This is a genomic window from Allobosea sp. GW821-FHT09G06, from assembly GCF_059416005.1.
The window spans coordinates 42,017-66,465 of record NZ_JBWKOI010000007.1 but is presented as its reverse complement, the minus strand read 5'-3'; the positions used below and the strand labels follow the sequence as shown (position 1 = coordinate 66,465).

At 61.8% G+C, this 24,449-nt stretch carries 24 protein-coding genes; 9 read left to right on the top strand and 15 right to left on the bottom strand.

All coding sequences use genetic code 11. The features are described from left to right. The first annotated feature begins 15 nt into the window (after positions 1 to 15). From AC07NY_RS24280 to arsB, 6 genes are all read left to right on the top strand, one after another. Entirely contained in the window at positions 16 to 1,413 is a 1,398-nt protein-coding gene (locus tag AC07NY_RS24280; protein ID WP_494585907.1) for an NAD(P)-binding domain-containing protein, read from the top strand. Continuing rightward, a complete protein-coding gene (locus AC07NY_RS24275; RefSeq protein ID WP_257735505.1) occupies positions 1,413 to 2,636 on the top strand; it encodes an MFS transporter in 1,224 nt (407 codons plus the stop codon). The genes AC07NY_RS24280 and AC07NY_RS24275 overlap by 1 nt, the downstream gene beginning before the upstream one ends. Before the next feature lie 30 nt (positions 2,637 to 2,666). Next, entirely contained in the window at positions 2,667 to 3,428 is a 762-nt protein-coding gene (gene arsH, locus AC07NY_RS24270; RefSeq protein ID WP_291664857.1) for an arsenical resistance protein ArsH, read from the top strand. Between the two features lie 94 nt (positions 3,429 to 3,522). Continuing rightward, positions 3,523 to 3,894: an ArsR/SmtB family transcription factor gene (locus tag AC07NY_RS24265; protein WP_257735504.1), complete on the top strand. Its 372-nt coding sequence runs from the start codon at positions 3,523 to 3,525 to the stop codon at positions 3,892 to 3,894. 89 nt (positions 3,895 to 3,983) lie between these two features. Beyond that, a complete protein-coding gene (gene arsC, locus AC07NY_RS24260) occupies positions 3,984 to 4,409 on the top strand; it encodes an arsenate reductase (glutaredoxin) (protein ID WP_089174918.1) in 426 nt (141 codons plus the stop codon). A gap of 5 nt (positions 4,410 to 4,414) precedes the next feature. Then, a complete protein-coding gene (arsB, locus tag AC07NY_RS24255) occupies positions 4,415 to 5,470 on the top strand; it encodes an ACR3 family arsenite efflux transporter (protein ID WP_089174917.1) in 1,056 nt (351 codons plus the stop codon). A gap of 79 nt (positions 5,471 to 5,549) precedes the next feature. Here arsB and AC07NY_RS24250 read toward each other — a convergent pair whose 3' ends face one another. From AC07NY_RS24250 to AC07NY_RS24240, 3 genes are all read right to left on the bottom strand, one after another. Beyond that, positions 5,550 to 6,338 (bottom strand): sulfite exporter TauE/SafE family protein, encoded by a 789-nt coding sequence (locus AC07NY_RS24250; RefSeq protein ID WP_089174916.1) that lies wholly within the window; start codon positions 6,336 to 6,338, stop codon positions 5,550 to 5,552. A 151-nt stretch (positions 6,339 to 6,489) separates the two neighbouring features. After that, on the bottom strand, positions 6,490 to 7,368 hold the full coding sequence (locus AC07NY_RS24245; RefSeq protein ID WP_248308047.1) for an arsenate reductase/protein-tyrosine-phosphatase family protein: 879 nt from the start codon (positions 7,366 to 7,368) through the stop codon (positions 6,490 to 6,492). After that, positions 7,365 to 7,883 (bottom strand): arsenate reductase ArsC, encoded by a 519-nt coding sequence (locus tag AC07NY_RS24240; RefSeq protein WP_089174915.1) that lies wholly within the window; start codon positions 7,881 to 7,883, stop codon positions 7,365 to 7,367. Before AC07NY_RS24240 ends, AC07NY_RS24245 begins: the two co-directional genes overlap by 4 nt. 112 nt (positions 7,884 to 7,995) lie before the next feature. Between AC07NY_RS24240 and AC07NY_RS24235 the strand changes: the two genes are divergently transcribed. Both AC07NY_RS24235 and arsJ read left to right on the top strand, forming a co-directional pair. After that, on the top strand, positions 7,996 to 9,039 hold the full coding sequence (locus tag AC07NY_RS24235; protein WP_089174914.1) for an ArsJ-associated glyceraldehyde-3-phosphate dehydrogenase: 1,044 nt from the start codon (positions 7,996 to 7,998) through the stop codon (positions 9,037 to 9,039). Between the two features lie 4 nt (positions 9,040 to 9,043). Continuing rightward, complete coding sequence (gene arsJ / locus AC07NY_RS24230) at positions 9,044 to 10,288, top strand: organoarsenical effux MFS transporter ArsJ (RefSeq protein WP_089174913.1); 1,245 nt, start codon at positions 9,044 to 9,046, stop codon at positions 10,286 to 10,288. A 257-nt stretch (positions 10,289 to 10,545) separates the two neighbouring features. On the opposite strand, the gene AC07NY_RS24225 is transcribed toward arsJ, so the two are convergent. The 3 genes from AC07NY_RS24225 to AC07NY_RS24215 all read right to left on the bottom strand — a co-directional run bounded on the left by AC07NY_RS24225 (position 10,546) and on the right by AC07NY_RS24215 (position 13,277). Further along, complete coding sequence (locus tag AC07NY_RS24225) at positions 10,546 to 11,325, bottom strand: macro domain-containing protein (RefSeq protein ID WP_494585906.1); 780 nt, start codon at positions 11,323 to 11,325, stop codon at positions 10,546 to 10,548. A 101-nt stretch (positions 11,326 to 11,426) separates the two neighbouring features. Further along, positions 11,427 to 11,927, bottom strand: coding sequence for a TIR domain-containing protein (locus tag AC07NY_RS24220; RefSeq protein WP_494585905.1), 501 nt, complete (start codon positions 11,925 to 11,927; stop codon positions 11,427 to 11,429). Between the two features lie 186 nt (positions 11,928 to 12,113). After that, entirely contained in the window at positions 12,114 to 13,277 is a 1,164-nt protein-coding gene (locus tag AC07NY_RS24215) for a RelA/SpoT domain-containing protein (protein WP_157733018.1), read from the bottom strand. A 239-nt stretch (positions 13,278 to 13,516) separates the two neighbouring features. Here AC07NY_RS24215 and AC07NY_RS24210 point away from each other — a divergent pair, with 239 nt between their 5' ends. Beyond that, the gene (locus tag AC07NY_RS24210; RefSeq protein ID WP_291665144.1) at positions 13,517 to 14,893 is read left to right on the top strand and encodes a transposase; all 1,377 of its coding nucleotides are present in this window, start codon (positions 13,517 to 13,519) and stop codon (positions 14,891 to 14,893) included. Positions 14,894 to 14,992: 99 nt separating this feature from the next. Here AC07NY_RS24210 and AC07NY_RS24205 read toward each other — a convergent pair whose 3' ends face one another. The 9 genes from AC07NY_RS24205 to AC07NY_RS24165 form a co-directional block, all read right to left on the bottom strand. Next, a complete protein-coding gene (locus tag AC07NY_RS24205; protein ID WP_089174908.1) occupies positions 14,993 to 15,379 on the bottom strand; it encodes a c-type cytochrome in 387 nt (128 codons plus the stop codon). 28 nt (positions 15,380 to 15,407) lie between these two features. Further along, complete coding sequence (locus AC07NY_RS24200; protein WP_089174907.1) at positions 15,408 to 16,682, bottom strand: molybdopterin molybdotransferase MoeA; 1,275 nt, start codon at positions 16,680 to 16,682, stop codon at positions 15,408 to 15,410. A gap of 74 nt (positions 16,683 to 16,756) precedes the next feature. After that, positions 16,757 to 19,219, bottom strand: coding sequence for an arsenate reductase (azurin) large subunit (locus tag AC07NY_RS24195; RefSeq protein WP_089174906.1), 2,463 nt, complete (start codon positions 19,217 to 19,219; stop codon positions 16,757 to 16,759). A gap of 11 nt (positions 19,220 to 19,230) precedes the next feature. Continuing rightward, positions 19,231 to 19,752: an arsenate reductase (azurin) small subunit gene (locus AC07NY_RS24190; RefSeq protein WP_089174905.1), complete on the bottom strand. Its 522-nt coding sequence runs from the start codon at positions 19,750 to 19,752 to the stop codon at positions 19,231 to 19,233. A 179-nt stretch (positions 19,753 to 19,931) separates the two neighbouring features. Then, complete coding sequence (locus AC07NY_RS24185; RefSeq protein WP_291665139.1) at positions 19,932 to 20,093, bottom strand: hypothetical protein; 162 nt, start codon at positions 20,091 to 20,093, stop codon at positions 19,932 to 19,934. Between the two features lie 17 nt (positions 20,094 to 20,110). Beyond that, a complete protein-coding gene (locus AC07NY_RS24180; RefSeq protein ID WP_157733016.1) occupies positions 20,111 to 20,650 on the bottom strand; it encodes a MerR family transcriptional regulator in 540 nt (179 codons plus the stop codon). A 76-nt stretch (positions 20,651 to 20,726) separates the two neighbouring features. Then, positions 20,727 to 22,043, bottom strand: a complete 1,317-nt coding sequence (locus tag AC07NY_RS24175; RefSeq protein ID WP_494585904.1) for a sigma-54-dependent transcriptional regulator — start codon at positions 22,041 to 22,043, stop codon at positions 20,727 to 20,729. Beyond that, complete coding sequence (locus tag AC07NY_RS24170; RefSeq protein ID WP_089174902.1) at positions 22,033 to 23,490, bottom strand: sensor histidine kinase; 1,458 nt, start codon at positions 23,488 to 23,490, stop codon at positions 22,033 to 22,035. The genes AC07NY_RS24175 and AC07NY_RS24170 overlap by 11 nt, the downstream gene beginning before the upstream one ends. Then, on the bottom strand, positions 23,487 to 24,278 hold the full coding sequence (locus AC07NY_RS24165) for a substrate-binding domain-containing protein (protein ID WP_349236645.1): 792 nt from the start codon (positions 24,276 to 24,278) through the stop codon (positions 23,487 to 23,489). The genes AC07NY_RS24170 and AC07NY_RS24165 overlap by 4 nt, the downstream gene beginning before the upstream one ends. Between the last annotated feature and the right edge of the window lie 171 nt (positions 24,279 to 24,449).

The following is a 24,449-nucleotide window of genomic DNA, read 5'->3' as shown; positions in this document are numbered from 1 at the left end:
CGGGAGGATGCGAAGGTGGCAACCAAGACGATCGCGATCATTGGAGCCGGCCCGGTGGGTCTCGCCGCGGCAGCCCACGCCACGGAACGCGGCCTCATCCCGATTGTTCTGGAGCGCGGCCCGGCGGCCGGACATGCCATCCGGCAATGGGCTCATGTTCCGATGTTCTCACCCTGGGCCTTCAACATCGATAAGGCGGCGGAGCGCCTCCTCGAAGCGTCGGGTTGGACGCGCCCCGACCCGGATCGTTACCCAACTGGCGGTGACCTGATTTCGCATTACGTCGCCCCTCTTGCCGAACGGCTACGGGATCGGATCAAGCTCAATGCCGAGGTGATCTCGGTTTCCCGGGCTGGCTTCGACAAGGTCAAGACGGATGGCCGCGAGGCAGTGCTGCTGCTGGTGCGCTATCGCGACGGCGGTACGCCGGCGAGCTTGGCCGTCGATGCCGTCATCGACGCTTCCGGCACCTGGTTCTCGCCGAACCCGGCTGGGGTCGGCGGCTTGCCGGCAATCGGCGAGATCGAAGCGACCGAGCATATTGCCTACGGGATGCCGGACATCTCCGGGGAGGCCCGATCGCGTTATGCCGGGAAACAGGTCGCGGTGCTCGGCGGAGGCCATTCGGCCATCGGCACCCTCATCGCGCTATCCGAGCTTCAGGCCGAGAATCCCGCAACCAAGATCACCTGGCTCTATCGGGGTCCGATCCTGGCGAAGGCATTCGGTGGCGGCGCCGCCGACCAGCTCTCCGCCCGCGGCGAACTCGGTCTCCAGATCGCGGATCTCGTCAAGCAAGGCCGCATCAGGACCCACACCGGCTTTCGTCTGGAACAGATCGAGCGCGATGCCTCCGGTCTGCGCTTGATCTCAAACGACGAACGCAAGCAGGCCGTCACCGTCGACGAACTCATCGTCGCGACCGGCTTCCGCCCGGAACTGGCTCTCCTGCGCGAGCTGCGCGTCGAGCTCGATCCGGCGCTCGAATGCCCGCCGAGCCTGGCGCCGTTGATCGACCCCAACGTCCACTCCTGCGGAACGGTGCGTCCGCACGGTGCCGCCGATCTCGCCCATCCGGAACCTGGCTTCTACATCGCAGGCATGAAGTCCTATGGCCGAGCGCCCACCTTCCTGCTCGCGACGGGGCATGAACAAGTCCGCTCGATCGTGGCTGAACTCGCCGGCGATCACGCCGCGGCCCGGCGCGTCGAGCTCGTCTTGCCGGAGACTGGCGTTTGCAGCGCGACGCCCGGCGGACCGTCGGCTTCGACGTCGAGCTGCTGCGGAGGGCCCGCGCCTGTGGCCGTCGATGCCTGCTGCGCCGATGACGCGGTTGCCAAGCAATCCGGGAAGGCAGGATGCGGATGCTCGTCCAGCTCCCGCGAAACCACCCGTGAGACGGCCGAAGTCTGATGTCCAGTCTGTCGCTGCCTATACCCGCTCCCACCGGAGGGCGTGGTCTCGCGTTGATCACGGCGCTCGGCGTCACTCAGGTCGCTGGCTATGGCGGCCTGTACTACGCCTTCGCCGTACTGGCTCCGAAGATGACCGAAAGCTTCGGCTGGTCTCCGGAGTGGACATATGGCGGGTTCGCGGCCGGGCTGCTGATCGGCGGACTTATCGCGCCCGTCGCTGGGCGATTGATTGATCATTACGGCACCCGTCTGATGATGACCCTCGGGTCGGTGCTTGCCGGCCTCTCGCTTCTCGGCTTGGCGGAAGCGCGCGGTCCGGTTGGCTATTTCGCGGCCATGATCGCTCTGGAGATCGTTTCGACCCTCGTCCTCTATGATGCAGCGTTCACGGCGCTGACGCAGGCACGCGGCCCGGGCGCAAGGCGCGCGATCAGCCAGCTCACCTTGATCGGGGGCTTCGCATCGACGCTGTTCTGGCCGTTGACGACTGCCCTGCTCAACTCCTTTGACTGGCGCGACATCTACCGGGTCTATGCGGTCGTCCAGATCGCTCTGTGCGCGCCGCTGCATCTGTTGCTGCTGCCGGGTCCGATCCATCGCACGGCGAGTTCCGTGCCCAGCGCCGACGCCGCAGATGCCTCGCAGGTCAGGTATCTTGAAGGGAACGATCGGCGGAGCGCCTTCGCCCTGCTGGCATTGGCATTCTCGCTTCAAGGCTTCGTGGTATCGGCAATGTCGGTCCACATGCTGACGATGCTGCAAGGGCTGGGGCTGAGCGCGGCTGTCGCTGTCGGCATCGGCGCCATGGTCGGTCCCTCCCAGGTTGCGGGGCGCCTGATCGAAATGCTCTTCGGAACCTCGATCGACCCCGTCACGACCGCCTGGACCTCCGCCGCATTGATGCCAGTCGGATTCGTTCTGCTGACAATCGGCGGTTCCGCGGCCGGCCTCGCGGGTCTGTTCGCGATTGCCTATGGCATCAGCATGGGACTGAGCTCGATCGTACGCGGCACGGTCCCCCTGAAGCTCTTCGGCCCAGCCGGCTATGGGGCGATGTTGGGCAAGCTCTCCGCACCCGGACTCGTCGTAAAGGCTGCCGCGCCGCTCCTCTTCGCCATGCTGCTCGAACGTGCCGGATTGATGCCGAGCACGCTGCTCCTGGTCGCCCTGTCCGGGCTGGCAGCGGCTGCAATGTATGCTCTGGCGCGCAAGCTGCGCTGAGCTCTGTTCCGGATATCAAGGAGAACCCTCATGCCAATGCGTGAGCTGACCGATCTTTCCTCGCTTCCAGCCCTCAAGCCCGAGTTCGCAATGAGGCGGCCCGCCGAAGGGCTGCCCGATCCGCTCGGTCACCCCCCGCGCATCCTGTTGCTCTACGGATCCCTGCGCGAACGCTCATTCTCTCGGCTCGCCGTCGAGGAGGCTGCGCGCCTTCTGACGCTATTCGGGGCCGAGACGCGTATCTTTGATCCGTCCGATCTTCCTCTGCCGGACCAAGTCAAGGGCGACGACCACCCTGTGGTCCGGGAATTGCGCGAGCATGCTCTCTGGTCAGAGGGGCAGGTTTGGTGCAGCCCTGAACGCCACGGGCAGATCACCGGCGTAATGAAAGCGCAGATCGATCACCTGCCGCTGGAGATGGGCGGCATGCGCCCGACCCAGGGACGCACGCTCGCCGTAATGCAGGTGTCGGGCGGCTCCCAGTCCTTCAATGCGGTCAACACGCTTCGCCTGCTCGGGCGCTGGATGCGGATGTTCACGATCCCCAATCAATCGAGCGTCGCAATGGCCTACAAGGAATTCGATGAGGCGGGGCGGATGAAGCCGTCGTCTTACTATGACCGCATCGTCGACGTGATGGAGGAGCTGGTCCGCTTCACCGTCTTGCTGCGGCCGCATGCGGAGACGCTGGTCGACCGCTACTCCGAACGGAAGCAGAAGCAGATCGTCGTTGATCCGACGACGGACATGTCGGCTATCGCCATCGCTCACCAGCGTCGCCGGTCGGCCTGACGGCCGCTTCGGCTCTCTCAACGCCAAGCCGGAATGCCCGCTATCCAGGGCCGTTCAGCTTGCAATACATCCATATATCCACTAACTTGGATACATGGAATCAGAGCAGATTATTTTGGGGCTCGCAGCTCTCGCGCAGCAGACCCGCCTCGACGTGTTTCGCCTGTTGGTGAAGCATGAGCCGGAAGGTCTGCCCGCGGGAGAAATAGCCCGCCGCCTTGCCGTGCCGCAAAACACCATGTCGTCGCACCTGGGCATCCTGGCTCGGGCCAAGCTGGTCCGAACCGAACGCCAGAGTCGCTCCATCATCTATCGAGCGAACCTGGTGGCGGTGCAGCACCTCGTCACCTTTCTGCTGAACGATTGCTGCGGCGGACGGACGGAGATCTGCGCTCCGGTGGTCGCGGCGCTCTCGGCTTGCTGCGCCTCCTCTTCGGCCGCGACCGAGATTGAGGAACACGCCTAGACCCCTCCCCCGACCGGCTCTGCGCCTCTCGATAGGCGGCTCGCGCCTTGCCGCCGGAGCACGAAACCTCTGTGCCGGAGTTACTTCAGATGGACGTCGTCATCTACCACAACCCCGATTGCGGGACCTCACGGAACACGCTCGCAATGATCCGGAATGCTGGGGTCGAACCGCACGTCATCGAATATCTGAAATCGCCGCCCTCGCGCAGAATGGTGCGCGAACTCGTCGATCGCGCCGGCCTTACGCTGCGCGAGGCGCTACGTGAAAAGGGAACGCCTTACGCCGAGCTTGGCCTGGACGATCTCTCGCTCAGCGATGAAGCCCTGCTCGACGCAATCGAGGACCATCCCATTCTCCTGAATCGCCCCTTCGTGGTGACGCCGAAGGGCGTCCGACTGTGTCGCCCGTCCGAGCGGGTGCTCGACCTGTTGCCGCCGCAGCGCGGTGAGTTCCGCAAGGAAGACGGCGAGCTTGTCGTTGATTCATCCGGCCGTGTCCTCGCGGGAGCCTAACAGCCATGTCGACCTTCGAACGCTACCTCACCCTTTGGGTCGCCCTGTGCATCGTCGCGGGCATCGCGCTCGGCCACATTGCGCCCGGCGTCTTCCAGGCGATCGGCGCGGCTGAGATCGCCAAGGTCAACCTGCCAGTGGCGGTGTTGATCTGGTTGATGATCGTGCCGATGCTCCTGAAGATCGATTTCGCAGCGCTCGGCGAAGTCGGGCGCCACTGGCGCGGCATCGGCGTCACCCTCTTCGTCAACTGGGCGGTCAAGCCCTTTTCGATGGCCGCGCTCGGCTGGTTCTTCATCTCCTACCTGTTCCGGCCTTATCTGCCGGCGGATCAGATCAACAGCTACATCGCCGGCCTGATCATCCTCGCGGCGGCGCCCTGCACGGCGATGGTCTTCGTCTGGTCGAACCTGACGAAAGGCGAGCCCCTGTTCACGCTCAGCCAGGTCGCCCTCAACGATGCGATCATGGTGGTCGCTTTCGCGCCGATCGTGGCCCTGCTGCTGGGCCTTTCGGCCATCACCGTGCCGTGGGACACGCTGCTGCTGTCGGTGGTGCTCTATATCGTCATCCCGGTGATCGTGGCTCAGCTCCTGAGGCGTCAGCTCCTCGCGAGCGGCGGACCGGCCTCACTCGACCGCGTGCTCGGGGTTCTCGCTCCAATCTCGCTGGTGGCATTGCTGGCGACGCTGGTGCTGCTCTTCGGCTTCCAGGGAGAACAGATCCTGGCGCAGCCGCTTATCATCGCGATGCTCGCTGTGCCGATTCTGATCCAGGTGTATTTCAACTCTGGCCTGGCCTACCTGCTCAATCGGATGACCGGCGAGGCGCATTGTGTCGCCGGCCCCTCAGCCCTGATCGGCGCAAGCAACTTCTTCGAGCTCGCCGTCGCCGCGGCAATCAGCCTGTTTGGCTTCAACTCCGGAGCGGCGCTCGCGACCGTCGTCGGGGTGCTCATCGAGGTCCCGGTGATGCTGTCGGTCGTCGCGATCGTCAATCGAAGCAAAGATTGGTACGAGCGCCATCCGGCCGTCGCACGCGCGGAAGCAAATCGCGGCTAACAGCACCCGCACAAAGCCAACGGCCGCTTTCCATGCGAACCTGGCTGCCGGGCCTAACGGATTTTTGCCGGCAGTCTCTTCATCTGTGTCTCCAGACCTTTACGGCCGACACAACGAGGATCAACGCCAAGGCTGGCAGAAGCACATTACCCGGCACAACACCGAGCAAGCGGCCACCGACGAAGGTCCCGACGATCGATCCGATCGCCATGGTCAGGACGAACGCGCCGTTGCGCCGCAAGACGGAAAATGCCTGGTCCTGACTGTAGCGGGCAAAGCCGACGATCATGGTCGGCAAGCTGACGGCGAGCGATAGACTACCTGCCAGCTTGATGTCGGCGCCGAACAGCAGGACCAGCGTCGGGATCAACAACTCTCCGCCTGCAACCCCCATCAGGGACGCGACGACGCCGATGGCGAATCCTGCGATGACTCCGGCAACAAGCTGAGTGGATCCCGTAACGAATGCCCCGGCTGAGCTGACGTTGTGTCCGAAGATCAGGACGATCGCGATGATGACGAGCAGGACCGAGATAACTTTGTAGAGGGTTTCAGACTTCAAACGTGTAGCCCACCCGGCACCGAACCAGGCGCCAAGCAAGCTCCCCGCGAGCAGATTCACGATCACCTGCCAGTGGTTGGCGATTTCGACGAACGGCACGGTGGCCGTCCGGAACGGCAGAGCGGTCGCCACCACGACCAGGCTCATCGCCTTGTTCAGGATGACCGCATCAAGGGCGCGAAAGCCGAATGCTCCGATGAGGAGAGGCAATCGAAACTCGGCACCTCCGAGACCGATGAGACCGCCAAGCGTGCCTATCAGTGCACCACCGCCGAATGCGGTCGATTTATCGCGGAGAGATTTCATGAGCGCGAGCCTTCGACGCACACCTGCGTCGTGATCTAGATCAGGCCCGTGAAACCGACGTGGCGGTGCGCTTCACGGCAGGCTTACGGCGTGCCGTGGGGCAGGACCCATCTAAAGCTTGATGCGGCGATTTGCCAAGCGGTCGTCGCCTCTAAGCAGCTTCCAAAGACCTGGGTGTCGCCCCATCCATCCGGCCAATGGCTTCAAGCGCTGGCGCCAGGTCGTCGAGCATCATGCTCTCGAACGGCAAATTGACGAGAGCCGTGACCCGAGCGGTCAGGTCTCGATAGCTTTGACGGAAAGCGGCACGGCGCGCCTCAACCGGACCGCCGACCTCTGCGGGATCGTCCAATCCCCAATGAACTCGCATAGGCGCGCCCGGGAAGGACGGGCAGGCTTCGTCGGCCGCGGAGTCGCAGACCGTGATGACGAGGTCGATTTCGGGCGCGTCCGCCGCCAGGAACTCGCCCCAGGACTTCGAGCGGAAGTCAGCGGTCGCATAACCCAGCTCCCTGAGTAGCTGGAGCGCGAGCGGGTGCGGCGCCTCATGCGGGCGGCTGCCTGCCGAATAGGCTTGGATGCGGCCGAGCCCTTCCCGGTTCATGACGGCTTCCGCCATGATCGATCTGGCGGAGTTCCCCGTGCAGACGATGAGCACCCGCAAGGGTGTGTCGGTTGCCTGAGCCTCCCTGCGCGACAGATAGGGAGTTGCAGGCGTCTCGCAGGTCGACGGGCTCTGCGAGCAGCAGGCTTCGGCCAAGAAACCAAGCAAGGCGTCCGCGCGATCCGGAACCGCGGCGAAGATGATGTGTCGCCCTTCACGGCGCGAGGCCAGCAGCCCGACCTGCTCCAACGCCCCCAGATGAGTCGAGAGGGTATTGTGCGGAACGGCCAGCAGCCGACCGATATCGCCTGCCGCCAGGCCATGAGGCCGGTAGCGCATCAACAGGCGGAAGATTTCCAGTCGGGTCGACTGGGCAAGCGCTCCCAACAAGTCGACCGCGCTGGCGGCTTCGAGGCGGGTGGTCAAGCTGCGTCGTCCTTCCTTGCCAGATTGGTGCCGATCGCATCCAGCCGATGCTGTAGAGCGACACTCTCCAGCGAGGCTAGCGGCAAATTGGTGAAGATCGATATCCGATTGTTCAACATGCGATAGGCATCGGCGAAGGCAAGCGCCTTCTGGACATCCTCGCCAACGAACGCTGCCGGGTCAGGCAGGCCCCAATGCGCGCTCATCGGCTGTCCCGGCCAGTGCGGGCACGGTTCGTTCGCGGCGTCATCGCAGAGCGTGAAAACGAAATCGAGCGGCGGCGCGTCCGGCCTCGCGAACTCCTCCCAGTTCTTCGGGCGAAACTGAGTGATGTCGTAGTTCAACGACTTCAGCAGGCGCGCAGCGAACGGATTGATCTCCTCCCGGGGATCGCTTCCGGCGCTGAATCCTTTGAACTTGCCCGGCGCGACGCGACTGATGATCGCCTCCGCCATGATCGAGCGGGCGGAATTGCCGGTGCAGACAAAAAGCACGTTAAGCGGGGCGCGGGTCATGTCTGTCATCTCATTATGTCGATAGGTGTCGACATGATTGACTCCGTCGTCATTTCGATGTCAAGCGACATATCGAATAATTTGCTCCGGATCGAATTTGAGAGGCGATGGGATGAAGGTCGGGATCAACGGCATGGGGCGCATCGGACGCTTGGCCCTGCGAGCGGCGCTGGGCGCAGCAGAACGACCGACTGATGATCCCCGGCGCGGGAACCGCCTCGAGGTCGTCCATCTGAACGAGATCAAAGGAGGCGCCGCGGCGACGGCTCACCTGCTGGAGTTCGACAGCATGCAGGGTCGCTGGCGAACCGAGATCGACCATGATGGCGACAGGGCGATCCACATCGGCGAACGTAAGCTCAGCTTCTCATCCGAGGCATCCCCTTCGGAGCTGCCCTGGGGCGATCTGGGCGTCGACGTCGTTCTCGAATGCACCGGCAAGTTCCTGACCCTAGCGGTGCTGGAAGGACATCTGAAGCGCGGCGCCAAGCGAGTGATCGTTGCCGCGCCGGTCAAGGATCCGTCCGTCCTGAACGTTGTCGTCGGCATCAACGAGCATCTCTACGACCCCTCCCTGCATCCGATCGTGACGGCCGCCTCCTGCACCACGAACTGCCTTGCGCCGGTCGTGAAGGTCGTCCACGAGCACCTCGGGATCCGGCACGGCCAGATCACCACGATCCACGACCCCACCAACACCAATGTTGTGGTCGATGCCCCGCATAAGGATCTGCGCCGGGCGCGTTCGGCGATGCTCTCGCTCCAGCCGACGACGACGGGCAGCGCAACGGCGATCGCGCTGATCTATCCGGAACTCAAGGGGAAGCTCGATGGCCACGCGGTCCGCGCGCCCGTGCTCAATGCCTCGCTGACCGACTGCGTCTTCGAACTCGAACGGTCGACGACGGCCGCCGAGGTCAATGATCTCTTCAAGAGTGCAGCGACAGGCGCCCTCGCCGGAATCCTTGGCTTCGAAGGGCGCCCCCTCGTCTCGATCGATTATCAGCGGGATACGCGCTCCAGCATCGTCGACGGCCTGTCGACGCTCGTCACGAGCGGCACGATGCTTAAGGTCTACGCCTGGTACGACAACGAGATGGGCTATGCCTGTCGCATGGTCGACCTTGCCTGCCATCTCGAAGCAGTCGGGATCTGACGCGATGAACGAGGGCACGCGCAACTACGCCATCGTGACGGCCGGATACTGGGGCTTCACACTCACGGACGGCGCTCTGCGCATGCTCGTGCTGCTGCACTTCTTCCGGCTCGGATACTCGCCCTTCACGCTCGCCTTCCTCTTCCTCCTCTATGAGGCCGCCGGCGTGCTGGCGAACTTCATCGGCGGCTGGCTCGCGGCGCGCTACGGCATCACCAGGATGCTCGCGGTCGGCTTGACGACGCAGATCACCGGCTTCTTGGTGCTTTCGGCTCTTTCGCCCGATTGGTCGGCCGTGGCCTCCGTGATCTGGGTGGTACTCGCTCAGGGCATCTGCGGCGTCGCCAAAGACCTCACAAAAACAGCCTCAAAATCTGCCATCAAGATCGCCGAGACAGCAGCCAAGGCGGAGGATTCGGAAGGCCGCCTCTTCCGCTGGGTCGCCTGGTTCACCGGCTCGAAGAACGCGATGAAGGGCTTCGGCTTCTTCCTCGGCGGCCTGCTGCTCGAACTCCTCGGCTTCCGGGGCGCGCTGTGGGCCATGGCAGCGGCGCTCAGCGTGGTGCTGTTCGGGGTCGTGGCATCGCTTCCGCCCATGCTCGGAAAGGCGAAGGCGAGCAAGAGCGCACGCGAGCTCTTCGGCAAGAACCGCGGCGTCAACCTGCTGGCGATCGCGCGCGTGGCGCTGTTCGGCGCCCGGGACGTCTGGTTCGTCGTCGGCGTACCCGTCTTCCTCTACGCCGCGGGCTGGACCTTCACGATGGTCGGCAGCTTCGTCGCGCTCTGGACCATTGGCTACGGGCTCGTGCAAGCGGCTGCACCCGCCGTGGTCAAGCGCAGCCCTGACGGGCTGACGCAGGAAGTGAAGGCGGCAAGGCTCTGGTCGCTGATCCTCGCCATCATTCCGGCCGCCATCGCTGCCGTTCTGGCGAGCAACTCGGGATTGAGGCCGGATATCGTCCTGGTGGTGGGCCTGGGCCTGTTCGGCTTTGCCTTCGCCGTCAATTCCTCGGTCCACTCCTACCTGATCCTGGCCTATGCCGGATCCGAGAAGGCCGCAGAGGATGTCGGGTTCTACTACGCTGCCAATGCGCTCGGACGGTTCACTGGCACGCTGCTGTCAGGCCTTCTCTTTCAATGGGGCGGCATCTACGCCTGCCTGGTCGGCTCCTGCCTGATGCTGGCCGCCTGCTTCGCGGCGACGCTGGCGTTACCGGCGCGGGGTGCGTTAGTCCCAGCAAAAAGCTGAACACGCAGTGATCCCGGGCTTGCCTTCTTAACTAGTGGCTTGTGCCTTGATCTTAGGTGGCGGCCCAGAAACGGCCCCACGCAGCGTTGCCGTGTCGCAGGAATCTGAAATTGGGTCCAGCGTGAGGCCCGCAATGCCTCATCGATGCCGCCCTGCATAGGCGAGCCCAGCGCCGCCACCTTGACCGGAAGCAAGGCTTTGCCGCGTTAGAGCTCACATGCGGCAAGCCCTAACGTCTCGGAGCGGCGCCTTCTGGGTTAAATGTGCAGGCTCGACATTAAGTAATCCCGAATTTCAAAAAGATTTATTTTGTGTTTTGGCACATCGCCAGGGTGGACGATTATGCTCAATTTGTTTGAGAATACGGCGTCAGTCGAGGCGTCAGCAAAAGATTGGGCAATTCTCTCGATAATCTTCTTGCGCGACAGTGAGACTCGGCCACGGCCCGTACCAAGAACCGGAATAGCGATCTCACCAAGCTCGCCACGCGTTGCCATATACTTCCAAAGCGCCTCCAATGCGTCGTCTATCATTCGCGGTGTAGAGCTCGCGGTTCCATGTTCATTTAATTCTGACATAGCTAGGAAGTAGAAATTCTTACCGTGCGCCTTCACCCTTGCTACCGTCCCGATCTTATATACCTCGTTCTTCCCTTTCCTGTTATTGTCCGTACGGCTCTTTTCGCCATTGAGAGATTCTTCTATTTGCTTCTCAAGATCGCCATAGTTTCCAGGAAAATATTTTAGAAGAAATTGCCCCTGCAAACTTTCCGGCGCGATAAGACCATTGGTGATATCAGTATCAAACGTTGTATTTGTGCTGATAATAACCTCTCCGGGAGAGTCCAAAATATTTCCAATTCGTACTTCGACACTGAAATCACGTTTAGGAATTTTGTACCGGACGCGCGAGACAGGCCGCCTAGTCGCCAGAACGTAAACAAAGGCAACCAGCATTATGATAGGAAAGGCAAATACGCTGTACTTGTCTTTCGTATATATGTTAAAAAATTCGAACAGCTCAATGAACAGCCACATGACGCCGACAGCCGCAAAAAAAACGAGCAACTGCCTCGGTCGAGAAAACCGCATAGCGCCAGTATGACCAGGTGCATATTGAATCGAAAAAGTACCTCACTCTACAGACCCAAACTCATGTAGGTTGCGTCCGTGTAGTGATAATAATCTGTCTTGCCTTCTGATTTATACTTGGCGTGAGACGCTGGCCAATTTGCCATCGCGTGTTCCACTATCTTCATTCCGAAGGGAACATACACTGCAAGCTCGTCGCGAATGGTCGGTGGGCACAGAGCATCTCTTTTTCGAGATCCGTTGAGATTCACGCCGATAATTGGAAGGTCCAGCCTGAGGGCAACTTCCATTTCCCATTTTACGAATCTCGTGAGGCGCGCGGTGTTCTCGCCGATGAGCACCACGAGAAGCTTCGAATTAGCGAAGCGCACACGTAGCTGGCGCTTGATGCTTTCGACCTCGCTTGTGTCGCGCGCCGAGTTTAAGTCGTGCGCATTGTAGAAGTCAAAGGAGAATCTTTGATTAGCTGACCACGCCTGCATCAAGCGGTAATACTTCATATCTGTATCACCATCGAAGCAGATGTATGTTTTGTTGCGGTATGCCATCACACCCCCCCGGGCCGTTCGTAGCAGTATCATCAGGGCTGGAAATCAGAAGCTGCGCAAGTGAGGACGTCATTTCTGCGCGAGAAACTCGTGGAATTGCCCCTGCTGGAAAATCCGCTGACGCATCACGCGACCTTTGCCCTGGCAGCAAATGATCACACGCGTGATCGCGTCCTGGAGGCGACGTTAGCGGCGCAGGAAGCGATTTCTCGTGAACCATGAAAGATCCGGGGCCTCCCGCGGCCGAGGCGGAACAATCTCCTGTGGCATGAGCTGAAACTCATCAGAGTCTTTCGCCTTACCGATACGTCGAAGCTGCCTCCGGAATAGATGGACATCGCCGAAATAATTTGGATACGCCTCCTTTAGATTCTTGACCTTATCTACCTCGACGAGAACGGTATCAAAGCTCGGCCGTTCGGGGTCAATAATGGTTTCGATTTCCTCCCGTTCGTAAGACTCAATACCTTTCATCGGCTCTCGATAAGCCGTGACAGACACTTCATTTGTCGCCGTGTCATAGCGGATCAGGAAATACTTGGTATCGCGATCAAAAATATGACGTTCGGCGGCTCGAAACGCTTGGCTCAGATTGTCTAACGTCGCAGCGGCTCCAAGTCTGCGATCGAGATCGAGAATCTCTTGGCGTCGCGGCCTGCCGACTGGCGCACCTGGGACGGGCGAGCAATTCTCGTGCTCTGCGAACTCCGATGACACCAACTCGAACAGGCGCAGCCAATCTCCGTTACCGGCGCCCCCTTTGAGATCCTCACCTCGGATTAAACCGACAGCCTCGACAGCCGTCGCCCAAGTGTGTTGAAGTTGCGTTCTAACCTGCACTTCGATCCGGCGCCCCGAGAAGTGCTCTACCTCCCCGCTGCCGGTGAATTTGAGCTTGAGGTGATGGCTGCGGTAACCGCCTGGCTTCGGTTCTGCGATGTAGTTGTTCTGGTCAAAGATTATGTGGCGGCAACTGTCACCGTAGGCGTTCACGAGTCGTTGCACGTCCTCCATCCGCGGCAGGATTGCTCGGCAACCACCCAGGTCTTGAATCGCTTCCAGTCCGATATTGATTTTCCGGAGCTTCTTCCGGATGGACGTCATGCGCTTTAGTCGGGCTGCGCTGATTCCAGAGGTCTGTTTGAGACCGAGCTTCCTGACCTTCGCGATTAACTCAGCGTGTATGCGGCGCATCGGCGCCGCATGTGAGTCGCGCCAACTATTCGCGACAGCAAAGGCATGACGAATTTCGTCCTGTGTTTCAGTATTCCAGACAAGATCACCGGCGAGTTTTCTGCCTGCTCGGCCGACATCCTTCTTGCTGTAGACGAAAAGTGGATAGGCGACCATGAGAGGTTCACTGAGAAACAGACAGGGGCGGACGCTCATTATTTAGGCTGCCCCTGCGTCGCCCGGCAACATGCTGTCGCAAATGTCCACAGGCACAAATTATCGCGAGAAGCGTATCCTTTCTTCGACTACCCGGAGGCTGATGCTCCGAATGTCAGCCAAGGGCCGATTGTGTTGAAGAAGTGGGCGTTGCTACGAGACTGAAGTCCTGATTCAGTTGTCCTTGGGAGGGGCGGCCGATGATGGGCGAACGAACAGTGGCGCAGGAGGCGCTGTTCTACGAGTTCAGCCTGGAGCGGCATGTCCCGCCTCAGCACCTGCTGCGCGCGATCGACCGCTTCGTCGACCTGTCCGGCGTCCGCGCGCATCTGCGTCCGTTCTACAGCGACACCGGCCGCCCCTCGATCGATCCGGAGCTGATGATCCGGATGCTGATCGTCGGCTACTGCTTCGGCATCCGCTCCGAGCGCAGGCTCTGCGACGAGGTCCATCTGAACCTCGCCTATCGGTGGTTTTGCCGGCTCGGGCTCGATGGTGATGTGCCCGATCACTCAACCTTCTCGAAGAACCGGCACGGCCGCTTCCGCGACAGCGATCTGCTGCGCGAAGTGTTCGAGACGACGGTTCGGCGCTGCATGGCGGAAGGGCTGGTCGGCGGCGAGGGCTTCGCGGTCGACGCCAGCCTGATCAAGGCAGACGCCAACCGTCAAGACGGCGTGCCCGGCAAGGACGGTTTGCCTCCCGAGGTCTCGCACCATGCCGTGCGCGAGTATCTCGCCGTGTTGGACGATGCCGCCTTCGGCGCGGCGACCCCGGTCGTGCCGAAGTTCATCTCGCCGGCCGCCCCGGCAGCGCGCTGGACCGCGGCCCATGGCGGGCAGGCCTTCTTCGCTTATGCGACCAACTATCTGATCGACCTGAAGCATGCCGTCATCATGGACGTGGAGGCGACCACGGCCGTGCGCCAGGCCGAGGTCGGGGCTGCGCGAACCATGGTCGAGCGGACGCAGGACCGCTTCGGCACCTGGCCCGAGAAACTGGTGGCGGATGCCGGCTACGGCTCGGCCGAGAACCTCGCCTGGCTGGTGCATGAGCGCGGGATCGAGCCGCATATCCCGGTCTTCGACAGATCGCAGCGCCGTGACGGCTCCTTCAGCCGCTCTGACTTCGCTTACGACCATGAGGGCGATCTTTACATCTGCCCGGGCGGCAAGGAGCTTCGACAGTTCCGTCGCGCCTTCGCGGTGCCGCGTGACGGCGTCGATCGCGAGGGCCTCATGCGCTACCGGGCCATGAAGCGTGACTGCGACGCCTGCTCCTTGAAGCCGCGGTGCTGTCCGAAAGACCCAGCCCGCAAGGTCCTCCGCTCCATCCATGAAGGCGCCCGCGACATGGCGCGTGACATCGCCGCCACCGATGCCTACGCAACCTCACGACGCGAGCGGAAGAAGGTCGAAATGCTCTTCGCCCATCTGAAACGCATCCTCAAACTCGATCGTTTGCGGCTGCGAGGACCTTGTGGCGCACGCGACGAGTTCCTCCTCGCAGCCACCGCCCAGAACCTCAGGAAAATGGCAAAGCTGATGCCGATGGGAGCGCCGCCCCAGCCGGCATGAGGGGCGAGCGCCCTCTCACCGATCACCCTGCCTTCGTCGATAGCCGACCCGGCGCCCACTTCTTCAACACAATCGGCCGCGAGCGAACGTGATATTTGCTCACGGAGCCTTCTTTCCATCCTTGTCGAACTGCTTGAGGAAAGCGGTCAGGTCTTTGATCTCCTGATCATTCTTTATCCCGGCGAACACCATCTTGGTTCCTGGAATCCTGGCCTTCGGATCCTTGATGTAGACGGCGAATGTCGCCTCGTCCCAGGTGATGCCCGAGTTCTTGTTGGCGCTCGAATAGCTGTAGCCCTCGACTGATCCGGAATGCCGGCCGAACAACCCGTTGAGTTCTGGCCCGACGCCGTTCTTCGCGGTTTCACCTATCTGGTGGCAGGCACGGCATTTGTTCCAGGAGCGCTCGCCCGCCGAAATGTCCTGGGCAAAGGCAACGGACGGCGAAGCTGCGAGCAAGGCAAGCACAGGCCAGAGGCGATTCATGGTCGATGGATCTCCGATGATGAAAGGGTCAGATGGCGAAAGCGCCACGAAGCGGATGAAACAGGATCACGTCTCCGGGACGAACGCCGCCGTTCTCCGCAGCGATCTCGGCCAAACCGTCGGCTTCAGCGAGGGGTTGCAACCGGGCAGAGCCGCCCCGGCCAAGGATTTCGACGCCAAGGCCCTCGGGACCGTCGACGAGTTTGACCGGAACGAACTCAGTTCGGCCTGCGCGGCGAGCAAAGGCTGACTTGCTCGGTAAGGGAAAGCCGAGCCGCCGTGGAAGCTCCCGCCCCTCAAGGGAGCAAGTCATCGTTCGGCCCAGCAGCAGCCAGCAGACTAGGCTCGAAACCGGATTTCCGGGCAGGCCCAGGTACGCCGCGGTACGGATGCGACCGACGACGGCGGGCTTGCCGGGCTTCAAGGCGATCTTGAGGGTTTCGCCGCTGCCTCCTGCCCGCTCCAGCGCTTCAAGTGCATGGTCCTCCTCGCCGAGGGAGGCGCCCCCGCTGGTGATTACGAGGTCGGCTCGCTCGGCCGCACACTGAAGTCGATCGGCGATCATTTCAGGGCGGTCAGGAACCCAGCCACCGTCGATTGGCACCAGGCCTGATTGCTCGATCAAGGCGAGCAGCATTGGCCGGTTGGAATCATAGATCGCGCTGGGTTCGAGTGCGTCACCGGCCTGTCGGAGCTCGTCTCCCGTCGAGATCACGGCCACACGCGGCCGTGCGCGTACCTTGAAGGTGCCGATGCCCTGCGCGGCGGCAAGGGCGACATGGCGGGCATCGAGACGCTCGCCCACTTGGAGAAGGGTCTCAAGCGGTTGAACGTCCTCGCCCTTGATCCGGATATTGTCTCCCGCCCGGATCGGGCGACGCAGGACGATGATATCGCCATCGCGATCGACATGCTCTTGCATGACGACGGCGTCGGCCCCCTCGGGAATCGGGGCTCCGGTGAATAGCCGGGTCGCTTGGCCACGAGCGATCTTGCCCCCGCGACTGCCAGCGGGAACACGACCGACGACCTGAATGCGGGCTCCGACCGCAATCCCGTCACGCGCCACCACGGCATAACCGTCCATGGCGGACTGGGTGAAGGGCGGAGTCGCGACCAACGCCACAACGGGCTCGGCAAGCGTACGGCCCGTCGCCTGCGCGACCGGGACAATGTCGGCCTCGATCAACGGCGCGGCATAGGCCGATGCGCGAGCGCATGCTTCCGGGATCGAGAGAGTGACGGAAGCATGATCGACGGCTGGAGCCGCGAGCAATGCTTCCGCCGCAACAGGAGCGGTCATGGGCAACCTGCGAGCTGGAAGCGACGGGAAATGAGCGGGTCGCGCATGCGTCCGACCCGCTCATCGTGACGACGTCAGACCGCGTATTCGCGGCTCTTGAAGGACAGATGCCTGGTATTCTCCGGCGCGCTCGCGATCTTCCGGATGTTGCCCCAGGTCTGCTTGTAGTTCGGGATCACGAACTCATTGACGCCTGGCGAGACGACATTGCCTTGGACGCCAGTGGGAAACGCGAACAGCATGAAGGCCTGCTTTCGCTTCGCCGAAGGCGTCGGATAGGCCATGGCCTGCGTCGAGCCATTGTCATTGTAGACCTCGACGAGATCCCCGTCCTTGAGACCGAGCTCGGTCATGTCGGCTGGGTTCAGCTCGATGAAGGGATACGGCTGGGCGTCCATGACGAAGTCGTTCTTCTGGTCGAGATAGGCGCTCTGCCAGATCAGGTTGGCCCGCCCATTGTTTATCAGGAACGGGAATTTGTCCTTCTCGGCCTGCTTGCCGGCAGCCTGGAGACCACGCCACTGCGTCTCCATGAAGGTCGCCTTGCCGTCTTTGCCGCCGAATTTACCGTCAGCGAAAAGCCGCTTCGTGCCAATGATCTTGCCGTCCGCGAAGCCGGTCGCCGGCTCCTGGAAGCCATTCGTGCCCATCGCCTTCAGGCGAGCATAGGTGACGTGCTCTCCGCCCTTCTCATGGGCATGATAGCCGTCCATGAAAGCGTCTTCCTCGGTTTTCCAATCGAAGCCTTTGAAGTTGTCGGCGACCTGGGCCATGCCGATCTCCCGGAAGACGCGCTCCATGTTGTTGGCGATGCGGGCCGCGATCAGACAATCGGGCATCGCCTGTCCAGGCGGGTCCATGTAGCGCTCGACGAGGCGCATACGACGCTCGCCATTCATGGAGGTCAGGTTCATTTCGCCGGAGGTCGCGGCCGGGAGCCAGACATGCGACGCCTGCCCGATCTGGCTCGGTATGATGTCCATATCGACCGAGAACAGGCCGCCCTTCTTGATCGCCTCGACGATGGCGTTGACCAGCGCCGTACGGTCACCGAACGGGACCGAGTCCATGGCCTCCTTCACCAGGTCAGTGCGCTTCTTGTAGGTTCTCTTGAACTGGTAGGCATTGAGCGTCGTCTTGTAGTGGTCGCACCCCCAGATGTGGTGAACGCCCCCCTTGCCCTCGATCAGGAGCTTGTCGACGTATGCCGCCGGGCGACCGACATGGGCATCGGACGGACGCGAGTAGCCTTCCTGGTGGCCGCCCAGACGCACGCAGCCACCTCCCGGCCGACCGATGTTGCCGGTGGCGAGAGCGACATTCACGAGCGCGCCGTTGGTGCGGTAGTTGTCATTGCCCCAGATCAGGCCCTTCTCGTAGGCGAACATGGTGCGGCGACGCGCATTGCCTTCCTTTGGCGACGCGATCCATTCCGCCGACTGGCGGATCTGGTCGACGGTAAGACCGGTCAGAGCGGCAGCTTGCTCCAAGGTCGTCTTGTTGGCCGCGACCATCTTGTCGAAGCCGTTGGTCGAGGCGGCAATCAGTGCCCGGTCGAGCCAACCCTTCTCGGCGATGTACGTCATCCAGGCATTGAACAGCGCAAGATCGCTGCCCGAGTTGATGGCCAGGTGCATCACCCGGTCCTTGCCGGCCTCCACCTCGCAGGCGTTGACCGTGACGGTGCGCCGCGGATCGATGATAACGATCCGCGCAGGGGGATGAGCCTCATTCGGAAGCTCGGCGCGCTTCTTGTCCATCGACGTGCCACGCAGGTTCGGCACCCAATGGTTCAGGAAATAGTTGGTTTGGGTCTCCAGCGGATTGGCGCCCACCACGACGATCGTGTCGGCGAGCTCCGCATCCTCGTAGCAGTTGTTGAGCTCGCCGATGCCCATGTCGCGCGTGGCGTGGACCTCGGAATTGTAGGCGGGCCGGTTGTGGATCCGGATATTCTTCACCTTCATGGCGCCGAAATAGAGCTTGCCGGTGCCCCAGGTGTTCTCGTAGCCGCCCCCGGCGCCGCCATGGTCGAAAGCGGAGACGAAAAGCCCGTCCTCGCCCTGATCCTTGACGATCTGGCACGTGACCCGGGCCACGAGATCGAGCGCATCATCCCAGGACGTCGGCGACATCGCGCCGTAGCGCCAGACCATCGGGTGCGTGAGGCGCTGCTGCTGTGTCGAACGCGCCTCCGAGAATGAAGTCTCCGCCATGCGGGCGCCGCGAACCGAGCCGAGGCCCGAATTCACCACGCAGTTCTTGTCCGGCATGATGACCAAGTGGACGTCCTTACCGTCCTGCTTGACGATGTTGTACATCGACGGCGAATACCAGGCGCTGCTGTCGGCCCCTTGCTGCTGGGCAAGGTCGACCTTGAACTTGTTCTGACTCGGATCCGTGCCGCCCTGCCGATTGATGTCCCAGGTGTAGGCCTTGTAGCCGCATCCGACGATGCAGAAATGGCAGGTGACGTTGTGCTCCTTGGCGTCCGCGGGGACGATGGGGAGGCGATCGATCTGACGCTTATAGGTCATGGCCTTCTCCCTCAGAGCACGTTCGACAGGCGGCCGTAGAGCAGCTCGTCGAGCCCCTCAGCCACGATGTCGCCATTGGCTTCGACCCGCAGCGCATATTGCGGCAGGTTCTGGGTCGACTGCCCCCAAACCTGCTGGCCGCCAGCCTCGCAATCGAAGCGGGAGTAATGCCCGGGGCAGTTCAGCGTCTTGTCGGTCGCGTTGAACGCGAGCGGAAAGCCCTTGTGCGGGCAGACGGTCGAGAAGCCGACGATATCGCCGTCAGGGCCGACGCCTCCCGGAACGCGCTTGCCGAGCTTGATCAGCACGCCCGGCGCATCATCATCGGGATAGGCAACATCCTTCGGCTCGTTGACCTTGAGCTCTGCGACAGTTCCGAGCTTGTTGGCGGGATACTCGACCAGCGCGGCAGCGGGTTTTGCCTGAGCCGGCGCGGAAACGATCGTCGTCGCAGCGGCGCCTGCCGCGGCGAACCCCGCTCCTGACAGGAACCGGCGGCGGCCGAGATCGACCATCAGATCGCACTTCTTCATTGAGGTTCCTCCAGCCAGCTTCTCGTGAGCGGTAGGAGGTGATTGCAGGCCCCGTGCCAGGGCTCAGAAGGCCGAAGTCCTTAACAAAAACAGTGGCCTAAGGATCATGGTCGATCTGAGCATGTTCGAATTCTCGAACATGCTGCGGTTGCGAAAGTAAGGAAATCCAGACCCTGCAATCAGCGCGAAGAGTTCGTCGGCTGCTCGCCGTCGTCGCGACCGAAAGAAATCTCGAAATCCCGCCATTTGAGCCGCCGCAGGCGCATGGCAAGCACGAGCCCGAGGACCCCGATCAAGCTCAACACGGTCGGAGTGGCGACAATCGCAGTGAGGGCATCCATGCTTGGCATCGCGCTTCTCACTCGTCCAGGTCCGTGGTCTCAACGACCAGATGCGGGCGATCGAGTTTCGCCAGGATCGCTTCGGCCGCCTTCTTCGTGTCGAAAACAATTGTAACCGGCCCACCGGGCTGAAGCGTTCCCCGCTCTCGCTCATACTCATCGAGACTGTCCGTCCGACAGACCCCGGCGCTATCGACGATCACATAGCGGCCGATCCTGTGGCGGGGATCAGTCGTCCCGACCGCATAATTGGCGAAGCCGAGCATCGGCAACATGGCCATGCTCGCCGCCGTTTCCGCGTTGCGGAAGCCGTCGCTACCGAGCGGCGTGGCGGCGACCCGAAGTCCGATCCCCGCATCCGAAAAGGACTTGAGCGCGAGCATATGGCTCAGGTCTTCGAATGTGTACCTGCTGTGCTTTCCATCGTCCCGCGAGGCCAAATAGCCGCGTCGCTTCCAATCACGCTGCAACTCGACCGAAACGCCGGTCGCACGCGCCGCTTCACCAGGCGTGTACTCGGTCGAGATATATCGGACCGTCCGGCGTCGAGAGCTCATGCATTGCAATCCGTGAGATGCCCCACGAATACCGCAAAGACAAAACCGTGTCAAAGACCACGGTTTATCTGCAGTCTCAATCTCTCGCGGATCCCAGGCCGTACCGTCTCATCTTTTCCCAAAGTGTGGTCCGGGAGACCCCAAGTGCCTTCGCGGTAGCAAGCACTGCTCCATCGTTTTCAGAGAGAACACGGGCAATATGGCGCCGCTCGGCTTCGTCGCGAATGCCCTCCAACCCCTCCCGCTGAGACGGTTTGAAGGCAGTTTCGAGATCAGGAAACAGATCACCCGGCATCAGCAACGGTCCGTCGCTCAGAGCAACCGCACGTTCCACCCGGTTGCGGAGCTCGCGCACATTGCCAGGCCAACTATGGGCGAGCGCAGCTTCCAGGGTCAGCGCGCTGGCACCTTGAACGCGCTCTCCCATCTCGCTCGCGAATTCCGCCACGAAGCGATTGATCAGCCAGATCACGTCTTCATTTCGATCGCGCAGCGGTGGAACGGGAACATGCACGACATTGATGCGATAGAGGAGGTCTTCGCGGAATGTCCCTTCCCTCACCTTCCGATGCAGGTCTGCATTGGTGGCACAAACTACTCTTGCCCTGAACGGAACGATCTGCTCGCCACCCACCCGGCTGAAATTGCGATCCTCCAGAAGCCGCAGGAGCTTTGCCTGAAGCTTCGGCGCGAGATCGCCGATCTCGTCGAGAAACAGGGTTCCCGCACCAGCCCGCTCAGCGTAGCCAAGATGGCGGGCGTGAGCGCCCGAGAAAGAGCCCTTCTCATGCCCGAAGAGCTCGCTCTCCATGAGGTCCGACGGAATAGCGGCGCAGTTCACGGCCATGAACGGCCCGGCTGTCCCACGGGACGCATGTAGCAACCGGGCGCAAACCTCCTTGCCGCACCCGGTCTCACCCGTGAGCAGGACCGGAGCGCTGACCCTGGCCAGTCGCATGAGAGTGCTTTCGAGCGCGCGCATTGCAGGCGATACGCCGAGAAGCCCCTCGCCCTCCGGCTCAGCCGGATCAACCAAGGTCTCCAAGCGCTCAAGGAATACCGACATCTCGAAGGGCTTTGTGACGTAATCCGCCGCGCCACACCGCATCAACCGCACCGCCTGATCAATCTCTCCGAAGGCCGTCATAAACAGGAATGGGGGAGCTCGTTCGGACTTCACGGTCTCAAGGAAGATCTCCTCGCCATTGCCGTCTGGCAGCTTGAGATCGCAGATCACCGCCTGCGGCCGGCGCTTCGAGAGTCCCTGCACAGCCTCCGCTTTGGTCTTCCACCAGGTGACGTAGGCACCTTCAATGGCGAGCCTCTGGACAAGAGATTCCCCCATGATCGGATCGTCCTCGATCAAGCCGATGGCGCAACGTTCAAGCGACATCGCGAAGCTCCTCTTTTGCGCGCAGGGGGATTGTCATGCGGATCAAGGCACCTCCAAGCGGTGACCTGGCGATCACCACCTGACCTCCCATCTCCTCGAGGAGACGACGCGTGACCCATAATCCGAGCCCCGCCCCTTCGCCGAACGGAACTGGGCTGCTGGTCTCACCGGCAAGAACGGCATAGGCATCGGGGCTGAAGCCGGGCCCCTGATCGTGGACTTCCAGCAGCAAATGATCGCCTTCTATCGCGCAGATTACTGAAAGCTGGCCGCCAGGTGGGCTTACACCGATCGCATTGAGCAACAGGTTCAACGCGATTTGACGGAACGCAGTCGCCTCGATTGGCAACTCGCCCTGGATCGTGTTTTGCCAATCCAGTGTCAATGTGCGCCGGGCAATCTCTGGCCGAACGAGCAATCGCAGATCATCGAGGTCATTTGCGGCCAGATGGCGTGGATCGCGATCGGCACGATATGCCGCCAGCGTCGAGCGGACGACGTCCCGGATTCCCTTGAGGCCGCGTTCAATCAAATCGAGCGAGATCGATCGAACCTTCGGCTTGTCGCCATGGCGCTTCAACGTGTCGATCGCGTTGAACAGGCCGCCGAGAGGGTTGTTGATCTCATGGGCCATGCCGGAGGCCAGGCGTCCGAGACTGGCCAGCCGCTCCTCATTCGCCAGCTCTTTGGCAATCGCCTCGCGCTCGTTGACTGCACGCGCCATCGCGTTGAAGCGGATGAACAGGCGTCTGAACTCGCGGGTCGACGCGACGATTTCGTCTTTAGGAATCGGCTGTACCGGCCCCGAGACGCTGAGATCGAGGTGCCTCGATAGGGTGCCAAGCGGCCCGAGCATGCGCCTGATGATCCAGTAGCCTAAGGCGGCCAGCAGCAAGGCGATTGCAGCGTTTGTGGCGACCAGGGTTCGGAGGACCTCGCCGCGCTCGCGCAGCAGGTGGGAGATATCATAGTCAACATAGATCTCGCCGATGCGGCGATCCTGGTAGAGCAAAGGCCTCCGCGCGAAAGCGCGCCCCTTGCCAGTGTCGACGAAAAGCAGCGCGTCGCCATCGAATGCACGATCTCGTTCAGATTGCCGACTGAGCACAGGCGCTTGCCGGGGATCGCTTGCGGCAAGCGTTTCTCCCTTGCTGTCGACGACCACGATGCTCGCGCGGCCGAAGCCACCTTCGAGCGTCGCTCCCCTCTCGATAATGTCGAAGATCTCCCAGATATCCTCCCGCAAGACATGCGGGATGACTGCCGAGGCCAGGCCGTTGAGGTAGATCGTCGACATCGCCGCGAGCTGTCGCTCCTGAGTCTCGCGCAGTCGCGTCAGCACGACATTGGTTAGTACGATACTGACCACCACCATGAAAACTGCGACGAGAACAGGCGCCTTGAAAGCCAGCGGCCAGCGCCGCGGATCAAGCGAAGCTCGCCTCATCCGAGTGCCCTCACCAAATCCACGCGGGCCGCGATGCTGTCGAAAAGCGCAGGCTCCCCAGGCGTGAAACCATCGAGCCTCAGAAGAGCCAAAACGTCCCGACCCGTCTGATCAGCTGGCATTTCGATCAATGCCCGCCGCAGGCGCGCAATCCCGTCACTCCTGACGTTCGGGGTGGACGTCGCGATGGGCGGGAAGCCCATCCAGGCAGAGCGCCAGGCAGGCCTAGTTTGCCGTGTCAGCTCCGGCTCGGTCTCCGTCATCACCTCCCAGACGTATCCATCCACGCTACCCGATTGAGCCAGGCCCGCGGCTACCGCGCGAACAACGTTTCGATGCCCGTACGTGAAGAAGGTTCGCCGAAAGAAATCCTGGGGCTTGGCTCTACGCTCCGCCAACAATGCCCGTGTCACGAGATATCCCGAGTTGGAGTCTGGGTCAGAGAACGCGTGAATGTCTCCGCGTAGATCGGCGATCGAGCTCGCATCGCGATCAGCACCAACAAGAAGATAGGACTGATAGGTCGGTTTGCCGCGCCAGACGGGGACAGCCACCAGTTCGAGCTCACGACGATAGGCCACGAAGGGAAACCCGCAGATCCAGGCGGCGTCGAGCAGCCCTGAGATCAGCTGCGACGTAATCTCCTGATAGGTCCGCTTCAAAACAAGCTGGACCTCCATGTTCATGGCGGTCGAGAGATACCGCTGCAGCGCTTCGAGCAGTTCGAGATCGGAGGTCAGAAACACCGGTGTCAGGCCGAAGCGGAATGGTTGTTGAGCTCGGAGCACAGAAGGCGCGGCGAGAGTTGAGCTTACACCAATCAAGACGGCTCGACGCGTGAGAGCGCGGCGTTTGACGGCTGGACCTGAGAGCCGGCCGACCCTCGATGTCACGGCAAACCTCCCAGATTTTGCTTATTTTATTTCAATCTGGTCCCTCGCTGGACCCCAGTCAAATAG